Origin of the sequence: Tissierella sp. (assembly GCF_032104385.1) — a bacterium.
Classification (GTDB): domain Bacteria; phylum Bacillota; class Clostridia; order Tissierellales; family Tissierellaceae; genus Tissierella.
This window is the reverse complement of sequence record NZ_DAMCHJ010000006.1, coordinates 32,845-46,199: the sequence shown is the minus strand read 5'-3', so window position 1 is coordinate 46,199 and position 13,355 is coordinate 32,845. Positions and strand designations below refer to the sequence as shown.

Annotated in this window: 12 protein-coding genes; all 12 read right to left on the bottom strand. The window is 31.6% G+C overall.

What is annotated here, in order from left to right; translation table 11 throughout:
* Positions 1 to 116: 116 nt before the first annotated feature.
* The 12 genes from rnr to RT714_RS07630 all read right to left on the bottom strand — a co-directional run bounded on the left by rnr (position 117) and on the right by RT714_RS07630 (position 13,338).
* Positions 117 to 2,228, bottom strand: a complete 2,112-nt coding sequence (gene rnr, locus RT714_RS07685; RefSeq protein WP_313756995.1) for a ribonuclease R — start codon at positions 2,226 to 2,228, stop codon at positions 117 to 119.
* Between the two features lie 117 nt (positions 2,229 to 2,345).
* A complete protein-coding gene (locus RT714_RS07680; protein WP_313756994.1) occupies positions 2,346 to 3,509 on the bottom strand; it encodes a D-alanine--D-alanine ligase family protein in 1,164 nt (387 codons plus the stop codon).
* A gap of 21 nt (positions 3,510 to 3,530) precedes the next feature.
* Positions 3,531 to 3,668: a hypothetical protein gene (locus RT714_RS07675; RefSeq protein ID WP_313756993.1), complete on the bottom strand. Its 138-nt coding sequence runs from the start codon at positions 3,666 to 3,668 to the stop codon at positions 3,531 to 3,533.
* Positions 3,659 to 5,032 (bottom strand): UDP-N-acetylmuramoyl-tripeptide--D-alanyl-D-alanine ligase, encoded by a 1,374-nt coding sequence (murF, locus tag RT714_RS07670; protein ID WP_313756992.1) that lies wholly within the window; start codon positions 5,030 to 5,032, stop codon positions 3,659 to 3,661. Before murF ends, RT714_RS07675 begins: the two co-directional genes overlap by 10 nt.
* 75 nt (positions 5,033 to 5,107) lie before the next feature.
* On the bottom strand, positions 5,108 to 5,872 hold the full coding sequence (locus tag RT714_RS07665) for an alpha/beta hydrolase (protein WP_313756991.1): 765 nt from the start codon (positions 5,870 to 5,872) through the stop codon (positions 5,108 to 5,110).
* A 110-nt stretch (positions 5,873 to 5,982) separates the two neighbouring features.
* Positions 5,983 to 7,977, bottom strand: coding sequence for a sodium-translocating pyrophosphatase (locus RT714_RS07660; RefSeq protein WP_313756990.1), 1,995 nt, complete (start codon positions 7,975 to 7,977; stop codon positions 5,983 to 5,985).
* 17 nt (positions 7,978 to 7,994) lie between these two features.
* Positions 7,995 to 8,222 (bottom strand): preprotein translocase subunit SecG, encoded by a 228-nt coding sequence (secG, locus tag RT714_RS07655; RefSeq protein WP_313756989.1) that lies wholly within the window; start codon positions 8,220 to 8,222, stop codon positions 7,995 to 7,997.
* Positions 8,223 to 8,402: 180 nt separating this feature from the next.
* Positions 8,403 to 9,134, bottom strand: a complete 732-nt coding sequence (locus RT714_RS07650) for an ECF transporter S component (RefSeq protein ID WP_313756988.1) — start codon at positions 9,132 to 9,134, stop codon at positions 8,403 to 8,405.
* Complete coding sequence (locus tag RT714_RS07645; RefSeq protein WP_313756987.1) at positions 9,116 to 10,747, bottom strand: energy-coupling factor transporter ATPase; 1,632 nt, start codon at positions 10,745 to 10,747, stop codon at positions 9,116 to 9,118. The genes RT714_RS07650 and RT714_RS07645 overlap by 19 nt, the downstream gene beginning before the upstream one ends.
* A complete protein-coding gene (locus RT714_RS07640) occupies positions 10,720 to 11,610 on the bottom strand; it encodes an energy-coupling factor transporter transmembrane component T (RefSeq protein WP_313756986.1) in 891 nt (296 codons plus the stop codon). The genes RT714_RS07645 and RT714_RS07640 overlap by 28 nt, the downstream gene beginning before the upstream one ends.
* Positions 11,610 to 12,290 carry a DUF4430 domain-containing protein gene (locus tag RT714_RS07635; protein WP_313756985.1) on the bottom strand — a complete coding sequence of 227 codons (681 nt, stop codon included), beginning with the start codon at positions 12,288 to 12,290 and terminating at the stop codon, positions 11,610 to 11,612. The genes RT714_RS07640 and RT714_RS07635 overlap by 1 nt, the downstream gene beginning before the upstream one ends.
* Positions 12,291 to 12,315: 25 nt before the next feature.
* Positions 12,316 to 13,338, bottom strand: coding sequence for a prenyltransferase/squalene oxidase repeat-containing protein (locus tag RT714_RS07630; protein WP_313756984.1), 1,023 nt, complete (start codon positions 13,336 to 13,338; stop codon positions 12,316 to 12,318).
* Positions 13,339 to 13,355 lie beyond the last annotated feature (17 nt).

The window sequence follows — 13,355 nt, the reverse complement described above, 5'->3', positions numbered from 1 at the left end:
TTTATCACCACATTATTATTATAGAAAACATAAAATCAAGATCCTTCGCTGTCGCTCAGGATGACTTGTAGCTTTCTTTTAATTTAGTTTAACAAATATATATGATGATGTCAATCTTACAATAATTCAAAATCAATGTTTCTTCTAATGACATCCGCATCTGTTACTCTTATTTTAACTATATCACCTAGTCTATATATTTTATTAGTTCTCTCTCCAATTATATAGTATTTCTCTTCATCAAAATAATAGTAATCATCTAACATATTGTTAAAGTGAACTAATCCCTCTATAGTATTTTCTAGCTGCACAAATATACCAAAGCTAGTTAGTGATGATATAATTCCCTCAAACTCTTCTCCAATATGCCTAGTCATATATTGAGCCTTCTTCATATCTTCAACTTCTCTCTCCGCTTCTTCTGCCCTTCGCTCAGTCATAGAAGTATGTTCTGCTATTTCAGGTAATCTTGCTTCAAGGCTTTCTTGCATTTGACTATTTATCTTCCCATTTAAATATGCCTTTATTATTCTGTGTATAACTAAATCTGGATATCTCCTAATAGGTGCTGTAAAATGAGAATAATACTGTGCTGCAAGTCCAAAGTGCATTCCTGGTTCACTACTATAGATAGCTTTTTTCAGAGATCTTAACATTAATGTACTAATCAAAGTTTCTTCTTTCTTCCCTTTTATTTCTTTAGTCAATAATTGTAATTCTTTTGGATGTATTTCTTGTTGTCCTTTTAATGTATATCCAAAATTATAAATCAACTTACTAAAAGCAGCTATTTTTTCAGCCGAAGGTTCCTCATGTGTTCTATATAAAAATGGAATTTGAGACCAAAAAAACCTTTCAGCCACTGTTTCATTACACACTAGCATAAATTCTTCTATTAGCCTATTAGCTATTCTTCTATCTTCTTTTCTTATTTCTACAGGTATTCCTTTTTCATCTAAAATAATCTTTGCTTCTGGGAAATCAAAATCTATACTTCCTCTTCTTTCTCTTTTTTCATACAGTATATAGCATAACTCTTCCATTAACTTTAAATCATCTGCTACTTTAGATAACTTTTCTTTAGCTTCTCCATCATCATTTTCTAAGAAATCAGAAACATCATCATATACTAACCTTTGTTTACTGTTAATTATACCTTCAACTATTTCATGGTCTACTACTTTTCCTTTTTTATCTATCTCCATAAATACAGATAATGTAAGCCTATCTACATTAGGATTTAGTGAGCATATTCCATTAGACAATTCCTTTGGTAACATTGGAATTACCCTATCTATTAGATATACAGAGTTACCTCTTTCTAATGCTTCTTTATCTAGAGCCGACTTTTCTCTTACATAATGAGAAACATCTGCTATATGGACTCCAAGATAATAGTTCCCATTCTCCTTAAGTTCAATAGTTACAGCATCATCTATATCTTTGGCATCAGCTCCATCTATTGTAAAAGTGTTTAGATGTCTTAAATCAACTCTATCTTTTGTTTCCTCTAAATCTAATTCTTGCTCAATATTTTTTGCTACTTCTTGTACTTTATTTGGAAATTCCTCTGGCAAGTTAAATTGTCTGATAATAGACAATATATCTGTTCCCTTTTCATCTAAATATCCAAGGATTTCTACTACCTTTCCTTCTGGATTTCTTCTAGGTTCTGGCCAAGTTGTTATTTCTACAACTACTTTTTGATTGGTTTTTGCACCCTTAGTATGAGCTTTTGGTATAAATACATCGTATCCTATCTTATGATCATCTGGAACCACAAATCCAAAATTTCTATTATCTTCAAAGGTTCCTACAATAGTCTTATTATTTCTTTCTAGGATTCTAATTATTTCTCCTTCTTCTCTTCTATCTATTTCTTGCCTTCTAATAATATTTGCTATTACTCTATCTCCATGCATTGCACCATTCATATTTTCAGCTGGGATAAATATATCTTCCCTTATTCTATCATTAGGAATAACAAATCCAAATCCTCTTTCATGCCCTTCTAGAATACCAGCAACTAAGTAATCGTTATCAATTAATCCATATTTATGGTTTTTAGCCTTTATAACGACTCCTTCTTTTTCTAACCCTTCTAGTATCTTATAGAAACTCTCTAAATCTTTGCGTTCTAGATTAAATTGCACTGCCAATTCCTCTTTAAGCATAGGCTTATAATTCTTTTCTTCCATAAATTCTATAATCATTTCTCTAATACTCATCTTTATTCCTCCCTATTTGGGGTTTATTATTTTATATACTTTTCTTTATTGTTAGTATTTACCCATTATTTATTAATCATCCCAAAATATATAAATTTAGGGTAAGCTTTGCTCACCCTACTTAATTTTTGAACCATACTGTGTTCTATTAAATAAATTTGCTTCATAAGAGTACATATTTTCTTTCTTTTCTTCATGTACTTTTATTGCAATAGATATCAATTCATCTATTAAATCTTTGAAAGAATATCCTTTCCCTTCCCATAGATAAAATGAGATTGAACCCGGTAAAGTGTTTATTTCATTTATATATACCTTATTATTTGAATCTACCAAGAAATCTATTCTTGAAACTCCCCTACCATCAATAGTTATAAATGCTTTTTTTGCTAAATCTTCTATTTCTTCTCTAATGTTATCTTCAATATCAGCTGGTACTATTCTTCTTTCACCACTTACCTTTCCGCCTTTTTCATTAGACTTTACGTATTTATCATCAAAGCTTAGAATTTCCTCCCAACCAATTGGCTCTTCACATAAAGAAGTTATTACTTCATCGTCAAATCCCAGAACTGCACAATTAATTTCTCTAAGATTTTCTACTGCTTTCTCTATAATTATTTTTCTATCGTATCTAATAGCTACTTCTATAGCATCAATAAGCCCTTCTTCATCCTTTGCCTTTGAAATACCTATACTTGAACCTAAATTAGCTGGTTTTACAAATAATGGGTAAGACAGTTTTTTTTCTATATCTTTTATAATTTCATCTTTATCTTTAAGCCATTTGGACCTATAAAACCAAGTGTAATCCACTACAGGCAATCCATTAGCCTTATATACATCCTTCATCAATATTTTATCCATACCTACTGATGAACCTAATACCCCGCAACCTACATATGGTATATCCATAAGCTCAAATATCCCTTGTACTGTTCCATCTTCTCCATTCATTCCATGAAATGCAGGAAATACTATATCTATTTCTCCAAGAATTTTTTTGCCAAATATTCCTACACTTTGTGGATGCATATATATATTAGTATCTCCGTGATTAGAAGATAGTATTATTTCTTTAGCATCTTTGAAGTTATTATCTTTATAGTTTTTAAAATCCATTAAACTACTTCCTGTCAACCACTTTCCATCTTTATTAACATAAATAGGTACTACTTCATACTCACTTTTATCAATATTTTCCATTATCTGCATTCCTGTAATTACAGATACTTCATGTTCTACACTTCGTCCTCCAAATATTACTCCAATTTTTTTCATAATGAAGAGCCTCCTTCACAATTATTCACTATAGTTATCAGGTAAATCATTTTCAAATAAAACTATATCTTTTGGTTTTGCTAGCTTTTGAATTTCAGTTGTTGCCTCATTTAAAGTATTCACAATAAATATATTATCTTTATTATAATTTACTTCCATATTGGTTCAGTCCTTTTTTCCCCAATGAGTATAACATAATCACAAACCTTACCTATGCTTATACCCAACTCTTTATTAGCCTCTTCTTCCATTGAACCTAGTTCTACCATGCCAGGTGTTACAATTATCTTTCTCCCTTCTTTGAACTGGGATAATACTTCTAAAGCCGCCTTGGCACCTATAGGGTTTGAATTAAATGCATCATCTATTATTATAATACCTGTACCTGGATTTATTATATTTAATCTATGAGGTATTGGTTCTATTTTTTCTATTCCATTTTTTATTTCATCAAATGATAAACCCAAAGATTTAGCTACTGCAACACCTGCCAAAACATTATAAATATTATGTTTACCAAGCAGTTTGGTTGTACATCTTATGGAATTTCCTTCCTTATCTCTAACTGTAAAAGTAGAACCAAATTCTGATACTTCTATATTTTCTGCATATAAATCCAACTTTTCTTTATCCTCTATCCCATAAAGAATCTTCTCTTTAAATGTTTTATCTGCTAATTTCTTAATATATTCATTATCATAATTAAATATAGCTATTCCATCTGTAGGTAATTCTTCTATAAGTTCGTATTTAGTCTTCATTATATTATCTATGTTTTTAAAGGTTTCTATATGAGTAGGTCCAATAGATGTGATAACACCTATTTTAGGACTCACTAATTCTGACACCTCTTTTATATCTCCAATATTTCTTGCACCTAATTCTGCAATAAATACATCATGCCTATTAGTTAATTGATTATTTACAACCTTTGATAATCCCATAGGAGTATTATATGACTCTGGAGTATTAAGTACATTAAACTTTTCACCTAATATAGTTCCTACTATAAACTTTGTACTAGTCTTTCCAAAACTTCCAGTTATCCCTACTACATTTAATTCTTTCATAGATTTTATCTTCTCTTGAGCCAGCTCATAAAAACTCATATTTATTCTTTTTTCTATTGGCTCCAATAAATTATTTGAAATTAACATAAAGAATGGTTGAAGATAATATAATGTTGCTAATAAAATGGTTAAAATAGTCAATGCTACAATGATATATGCCAAAGGAGCACTAAGAAAATTACAAGCTTTTAAAACAAACAAAACTACTATGGCTGTATTCAATATCATATTAGCAAAATATAACCTCTTTGCCCTATTAGTAAATACTAAGGGTTTCTTAGATTCATTTATATCGTTTTTAAAAGAAAATGCTTTCTCTTTATTATTATTTATCCATTTCTGGAATTGTTCTGAATTATAACCCTCAAGTTGAATCATATGTAAAAAATATTTTGATTTATTCCCTATGAAAGTTAGTGCTATAATACTCATTATAATAATTATAATTAACAAAATAATCCCCCCACAAATATAGTGAATAACTAATAACTGGTTTTATAACTATTCACTATTCACTATTCACTGCATCTACTCTTCATCATATTGCAAAAAATTTCTTAGTATTACTGCAAATCTTTGATAGTCATCTAGGTATGAATAATGTCCTGTTCCATCTAATACTACTAAACCTGAATCTTTTATTTCTTTTTCCATTATTTTCCCCATATATAAAGGTGTAGCTGTATCTTTATCTCCCCATATTAATAAAGTAGGTGCCTCTATTTTATTTAGTAAAGGTAATAAGTTCTCGTTCACTACTATAACCAGTATCTTTCTCATAACACCTGAAGAATCCTTATAATCTGTTGAACCAAACTTCTTATAAAATTTTTCCATCTTTTCTTCATTTTTTAACCAAAAGAAAAAAACTTTATATAAGAGTCTCACGGTTTTAAAACTATAAACTTTTATATAATACTTAGGACCCCTCTTAGGTATTAATCCTGCACTATTTATAAGTACAATCTTATCTACTATCTCAGGATATTTGCTACCTAAAAGAATTGATAGTTTCCCACCAAAGGAATGACCTATTAATATAACTTTCTTTATTTCCATATTATCCATATAGTTTTTCACTATTTCTGCATATTTAAAAGAGTCTATAGGCTTCTTTGGTTCCTCAGACTTACCAAACCCCGGCAAATCCAGTGCATGTACTCTAAACTTATCCTTTAGTATATTAACTATTGGAAAAACTGTATTTATATTAGCCCCCCATCCATGGAGCACTAATACATCCTTTCCCTCTCCTTCTACTATGTAGTTTATATTTAAACCCTTTATGTCCATTTTATATACCTCAACTCTTTTATATATTATTATGCCCTTAACTATATAATTATATCATATTTATCCATATTATTACAGCATTAAAAAATCCCTCTTAAAGAGGGATTTTTCTAGAATAATATTCCATTTCCAAATATTTGTGCAAATACTAATGCCACTATTGTCATAAGTTTGATTAATATATTTAGTGATGGCCCTGAAGTATCCTTGAATGGATCTCCTACAGTGTCTCCAGTAACAGCCGCTTTATGAGCTTCGCTACCCTTACCGCCATGATGTCCTTCTTCTATATATTTCTTAGCATTATCCCATGCTCCACCAGCATTTGACATAAATATAGCCATTAGTACACCTGTAACTAAAGAACCTGCTAATAATCCTCCTAGTGCTTCTGAGCCTAATAATAGACCTATAGCAACAGGAACTACTACTGCTAATAGTCCAGGAATTACCATTTCTCTAAGTGCTGCTTTTGTACTAATATCTACACAAGTAGCATATTCTGGAGTTGTTTTCCCTTCCATAATACCTGGTATCTCTCTAAACTGTCTTCTTACTTCTTCAATCATAGAGAAAGCTGCTTTACCTACTGCATCCATAGTCATTGCAGCAAATAAGAACGGTAACATACCACCTATAAATGCACCTGCTATAACAGTTGGCTTTGTTAAATCTATAGTTGAAAGTCCTACTGCTTGAGTATAGGAAGAAAATAGTGCTAATGCAGTTAAAGCTGCTGAGCCTATTGCAAATCCTTTACCTACTGCTGCTGTAGTATTACCTACTGAGTCAAGTTTATCTGTAATATTTCTAACATTTTCTGGAAGCTCACACATTTCTGCAATACCACCAGCATTATCAGCTATTGGACCATAAGCATCTACTGCTATAGTCATACCTGCTGTTGACAACATGCCTACTGCTGCTAAAGCAATTCCATATAATCCTTCAGCTGTATTACTTGAGCCACCTGATACATAATAAGCTACTAATATACCAATAGCTATTACAATAATAGGTCCAGCTGTTGACATCATACCTACTGAAAGCCCACCAATAATATTTGTTGAAGCTCCAGTTTCTGATTCAGTTGCTATTCTTTGTACTGGTTTATGGTCTCCAGATGTATAATATTCTGTTATTCTAGCTATGATAAGTCCAACTGCAAGACCAGATAATATTGCTATAAATGGTTTAGATGATCCTAATATATAATTGCTTAAAAAGAAACCTGCAACCACTGTAATTAATGAGCTAACTAATGTACCATTGTTTAATGCTTTTTGAGGATCCTTATCTCCTCTTACAAAATAAACACCAATGATTGAAGCAATAATTCCTATTGAGGAAAGTGCAAGAGCAAAATAAACTCCTGATTCTCCATATGACGCAAGTCCTAAAGTAATAGCTGATATAATGGCTCCAACATAAGATTCAAATAAATCCGCACCCATTCCTGCTACGTCACCAACATTATCACCTACGTTATCTGCAATAACTGCTGGGTTTCTTGGATCATCTTCTGGGATTCCCGCTTCTACCTTACCTACTAGGTCTGCACCTACGTCTGCTGCCTTAGTATATATACCCCCACCTACTCTAGCAAATAATGCTATAGATGAAGCACCAAGTCCAAATCCTGTTATAATATCTGCATCACCAAATACTATGTACAGTACACCTACCCCTAAAATTCCTAAACCTACAACACACATTCCCATTACTGCCCCACCTGAGAATGCAACATTTAAAGCCTTTGTCATACCTGATTCCATAGCAGCATTTGCAGTTCTTACATTTGCTTTTGTAGCTACCTTCATTCCAAAATATCCTGCACATATTGAGAATAATGCACCAAGTAAGAAACAAATAGCTGTTTGTAAATTAATTGCAAATGTTAAAATAATAAAAAGCGCAACTACGAAAATTGCTAAAGATTTATACTGTCTACTTAAGAAAGCCATGGCCCCATCTTGAATATATTTTGATATTTCCTTCATCCTGTCATTTCCAGGGCTTACTTTATCAATACTGCTTGCCTTATATAAGGCAAATAACAACGCCAATACCCCAACTACTGGCGCAGCAATTAATGCCAAATTCATCTTATATTCCTCCTTTGTTATTTAGCTGCTAAAACTAAAGTAGATATCATAAAAACAACAGCTGATACCACTGTTATTCTTTTAAGCATGTCTTCGCGGCTCTGTCCCCTTGACTTACCCCATAATGAATCCGCTGAACCACCTGATAAGGCTCCTAGTCCTGCTTCGCTGCCTTCCTGCATTATTACAGAAACTATTAAAGCTAAACTTGATACAAGAACCAATACTGAAAAAAACGTTGTCATATTTACACCTCCTACAAATATAGTAGCTAGTTATATATCCCCTAAAACATTACTATTTTAACATAGCGGAAACATAAAATCAATAGCATATCCAACCGTACCTATGAAATAATAATGTGTATATTCCGTATTATTATCAAATACATAGAGTCTTAAACTAATAAAAATTTATCTCCCATACTACTCTATTTCAATGAGACCATATTTAATTTTGACTCTATCTAATTTTTCAATCATAGGCTGAGAAATAAAGAATAAGAAAAAAACCGTAGCAATAGCATGAACTATATTAAACCAAAACCCTGAGATATAGGTTGCCAATAAAGCCTTCCATGAAAAATTAGAAGTAAATATTAAAAGACTTCCAAGATCTATAATTCCCCCATATATGAAAAATGTAGATAATCCACCGTAAATGCATAAGGATAATCTTGTTTTTTTGATAATCCCCTTTTGAAATAATATTCCTGCTAAAAAACCTATTATTCCAAAACAAAACATCTGCCAAGGTGTCCATGGGCCTTGACCAAAGAAAAAATTAGATACAAACCCTGTTAAGGCACCTACAAGAAATCCAGATTCTGCTCCAAGTGATACTCCCGTAATAATTACAATAGCCACAACAGGCTTAAATTGAGGAATCATATAAAAAGCTCCCCTACCAGCAACTGCTATAGCTGTTAGTACAGCAATAATAACTAATTCTCTAGCCTGTGGTTCCCGCTTTTCAAATATCATAATGAAGGGAACCATAGTATATATAATAATTAAAAGGCTGATAAAATAATATCTTCTATCATTTAAAAAGTATATTCCCAAAAAAATAGTAGCTGGAATGACTATTAAAATCATTATTGCCGAAACTATAGTTCTTCGATTTAAGTGTTTTTTTTCTAAAGACTTCCCTGACATAATTTAACCACATCCTCTATAGTTACTGCCTCTTCACAAATATGTCTAGCCATACGATTTGCTGCAGTAGTATAAAAACTATTTCCAGAAAAAAACTTCTTTGGAGTATTAGAGCTTATAATACTGCCATCAAAAACCATAGCACATTTATCAGCGTGTCTTGCACAAAATTCAATATCATGGGATACCATAACAACAGTTATACCTTTGCTGGTTAAAGATTTAATAATTCTTGCAAATTTTTCCTTAAAAAAGTTATCTAATCCTTTAGTCGGCTCATCTAATAATAATATCTTCGGTTCCAATAAAAGCACCTTAGCAAGGGCAGCTCTTTGTTGTTCTCCCCCACTTAAATCATATGGATGTATGGATAGCAATTCCTGAATTTCTGTAATCTCTACTACCTTATTTATTCTCTTTTTTCTCTCTTCGTCAGTTAATTTAATATCCGATAAAATCTCATATAAGTCCAATTCTACCGTCTTTTTAACAAATAAACTTTGGGGGTTTTGAGGTAAAATTCCCAAATCCTTGTCTCTTATAAGAACCTTCCCCCTATAAGGAGTTTTTATACCACCTATAATAGCTAATATAGTTGTTTTTCCAGTACCATTACCTCCTACTATACAATAAAATTCTCCTTTCCTTACTTCTAAAGATAAATCCTTTATAGTATCTGGAAGATTTTTATCATATTTAAACCAAACATCTTTAAGCCTTATAGCAATATCTCTTTCACCTTCAATATCTTTTTCCACAAAAATATCTTTTTTGACTGCTTTATCTTTCATAAAGCTACTAATCCATCTTCTCCCTTCATTTACAGTAATGGGAGTTTTTAAATTATTATCTATTTCTGTATAGATCTGCATAGCAGAAGTCATTGCATAAAACATTGGATGCTCTATTTTATTTAATTCTCTACCTACTTCCCTTGGCGAACCATCAACTATAATATTTCCTTTATCCATTACAATAATACGGTCTGACATTGGGATTACTTCCTCCAATCGATGCTCAGTCATAATAATAGTAGTTCCCAATTCTCTATTTATCTTTTTTATTGTTTCTATAAAGTCCGAAGCAGCAATAGGATCTAATTGAGATGTAGGCTCATCAAGGATTAATACAGCAGGTTGCATAGCCATAATACTAGCCAAGTTTAAAATTTGCTTTTGTCCCCCTGAAAGTTCTGTTACCTTTTTATTGAACCATGTCTGAATACCAAAAAAGCTTGCCATTTCCGCTACCCGTAATCTGATAGTATTATTATCATACCCTAGACTTTCAAGTCCAAAAGCAAGTTCATGCCAAACCTTATCTGTAACTATTTGATTGTCTGGACTTTGAAGTACATAACCAATTTGAGAAACCTGTCTAAAATTTTCAACTTTTTCCAATTTGTCCCCTAGAAAATAAATTTCCCCTTCTTTTTTACCATAAGGGGTCAGTAAGGTTTTTAATTGCCTTATTAATGTACTTTTTCCAGAACCAGATTCACCACATATGGTTATAAATTCTCCATCATTTACAATAAGATTTATATTTGATAAAGCCTTTTTGGTTCTTTCAGGATATGTAAAGCTTAAATTCTTGATTCTATATATTTCCATTTCCTTGCCTCCTGAACATTTATAATAATAGGCATCATACATAAAATAAAATAAGCTATATAGACTATAATGCTAAAACTTGTAATTTCCATAATTTTAATTGAAGGAAAAAAACGAATTGTATTTTCTCCCTTAAAAGCCCCTACTAATACAATTGTTGATAGACAAAATATAATGGAAAATACTATTTTATCCCTATTATCAAAACGAAATATTGAAAAGCTAGTGCGATTTGGTAATCCATATCCTCTAGCCCTCATAGAATCTGAGGTTTCAATGGCATTTTCCAATGCCCATGTAGTCATAATAGATAATATTTTGATGCCATTTCTAGCCCTTTTTAATATGTTTCCTTGAGACATATCCCTTCCTATACATTTTTGAGCATCTGAAATTACCTTTATTTGCTCTGAATATCTAGGAATAAAACGTAATGCCATAGAAAATATTAAAGATAATTTAGGCATTATCCTTCCAAATAAATAAATGAACTTGTCTGATGTCATTATGGCATTATAGCAGGAAAACCATAATATTGTAGTTACAAACATACAAGCTGCAGAAATTCCATATATTATAGATTCTAAGGTAATGGGATTTCCATTTTTAAGATAAAATAATATAGTAACCCCTTCGTGGTTAAAAACAGGATTGAGAACTGCCATAAATAACAGCATAGGTAATATATATAAAAGATTAAACTTAAAACCATTCTTACCTTTCAATATTATTGAATATATAAATGAACTAAAAAGTGCTATTGCTTGAAATATTGGGTGCACGAAAAACATACTAAATACTAACATAAATGTAAAGTAAATGAAGTTGATTATAGGATGAAATGTTGAAAAACTATCACACATTATTCCTCACCTCCTGTAATACTAAAACTGCCGCCTATATCTCTCCCTAGGTCACAAGTATATATCCATTCTACTATATCTCCATCCTTCAGCAAATATCTACTGGCCCCATAATTAGGAAACCAATCATTTACTTTATACATCCAACCACTAAGCTCTCCACAATCAAATTCATATATATTGTTTATCCCCTCAATATAATGACTGTTATATATAGGTGTCATTACAAATTCCATATGAATTTTATTTTCCTGCATTTCTCTTAGGAGAAGGTCGAAGACGGATTCCCCTTCATAAAACACCACAGTTTTAGTTCCATAAATGATTCCGTCTTCTGGCAATACTTCAAGTTTATCCATATTAAATAGATGCATATTATTTAATATAGACTTACAAGTTACAGATAAAGTAGCCTTTAGTTCTTTATCTGTATTCTTTGTTATATCTTGCCATTCTACTGGTTTTGGCTTACCTTCAGGAATTGGGTCAGTTAAATATTTATCCTTTTTATCCTTATTTTCATTATCTTTAACTATAATTCTTTCCTTTTCATTTTTACTATCTTGTATATTTATTTCATCGGATTCCAATGGTATAACTTCTTTGTTCCCTCCCCAAAAGAAAGCAAGAACCAATATAAATACTATGAATAAACCCAACCTAAGTTTTTTATTTTTCATTTCCCTACCACCCTATATTCCTGTATTAATTAACATCAGTCATATTATAGAAACTATTTTTATTATTTATGAATCGTTTATATGCTACTATTCCATACATTCCTTGGTCAGTTGCCATTGGATCTACAACTCCTGCTTGTGCTCCTCCATTCTCCTCTTCCCCTTCTCTTATATGCATAAACCCACCACCATCTACATAAAAAGTCATCAAATTATTTAATAAAGTTTTATCATTCTTTATAAATCTGCTATCATTTGGGTCAATGCCTAACTCTATTAAAGCCATGATAACCTGTACAACGGATTCAGAATTAGCAGCTCCCCAGCTTTTATACCCACCATCATCTAATTGAAGTTTGGATAGGCATTCAATTGCTTTATCTATGGCCTCTTTTATCTCAGGTCTATCTTGGTATTTAGATAAAGCTTGCAATACCATTCCTGTCATATCCGCATCAGCTGGGGAATCATCACCAGCTATGGTAAATCCTCCGTCTGGTAATTGTCTCTCTAAAATATTGTTTAGATACATCTCCCTAGTAGCTTGAACTTCCACATCTTCCACTATAGGAATTTCATAATTCTTAGAATCTAAGGCTATTAAAGCGAAGGTAGGTCCATTTATTCCTTGGAATATGACCTTTTCATAATCTGCCAGTTTTTCAAGCAAATTATATCCTGCCACATTTCTTGGATCCTTTCCAATTGCAGTTAATCCAAGGATAACCCTAGAGTATTCCGTATATTTTCTTTCATGTAAAACACCTTGGTTTTCTTTGAGAGTATCTACAACATTATTATAATATTTTTCAAAATAATCCCTATCAATATCTAAGTCTGCCCTAGCTAAAGACATTACAGTCCAATCTCCTCCTAGAGAAGATACTATTGGATTAGGTACTGTTTCTTGCATAATCTTTGCTGTTTCTTTAATAACTCTATCTATACTATTATCTCTCTTTACTACTGTAGTTGCATTACAAGCAATAAGATTAAGAGACAAAATCAATAATATAAATATAGAAATTATCTTTTTATATTTACACATAGACAACCCCTTCTTTA

Coding starts and splice junctions, on each gene's coding strand:
- rnr (WP_313756995.1), bottom strand. CDS start 2,228: ATGAGTATTAGAGAAATGATTATAGAATTTATGGAAGAAAAGAATTAT.
- RT714_RS07680 (WP_313756994.1), bottom strand. CDS start 3,509: ATGAAAAAAATTGGAGTAATATTTGGAGGACGAAGTGTAGAACATGAA.
- RT714_RS07675 (WP_313756993.1), bottom strand. CDS start 3,668: ATGGAAGTAAATTATAATAAAGATAATATATTTATTGTGAATACTTTA.
- RT714_RS07665 (WP_313756991.1), bottom strand. CDS start 5,872: ATGGACATAAAGGGTTTAAATATAAACTACATAGTAGAAGGAGAGGGA.
- RT714_RS07660 (WP_313756990.1), bottom strand. CDS start 7,977: ATGAATTTGGCATTAATTGCTGCGCCAGTAGTTGGGGTATTGGCGTTG.
- secG (WP_313756989.1), bottom strand. CDS start 8,222: ATGACAACGTTTTTTTCAGTATTGGTTCTTGTATCAAGTTTAGCTTTA.
- RT714_RS07650 (WP_313756988.1), bottom strand. CDS start 9,134: ATGTCAGGGAAGTCTTTAGAAAAAAAACACTTAAATCGAAGAACTATA.
- RT714_RS07645 (WP_313756987.1), bottom strand. CDS start 10,747: ATGGAAATATATAGAATCAAGAATTTAAGCTTTACATATCCTGAAAGA.
- RT714_RS07640 (WP_313756986.1), bottom strand. CDS start 11,610: ATGTGTGATAGTTTTTCAACATTTCATCCTATAATCAACTTCATTTAC.
- RT714_RS07635 (WP_313756985.1), bottom strand. CDS start 12,290: ATGAAAAATAAAAAACTTAGGTTGGGTTTATTCATAGTATTTATATTG.
- RT714_RS07630 (WP_313756984.1), bottom strand. CDS start 13,338: ATGTGTAAATATAAAAAGATAATTTCTATATTTATATTATTGATTTTG.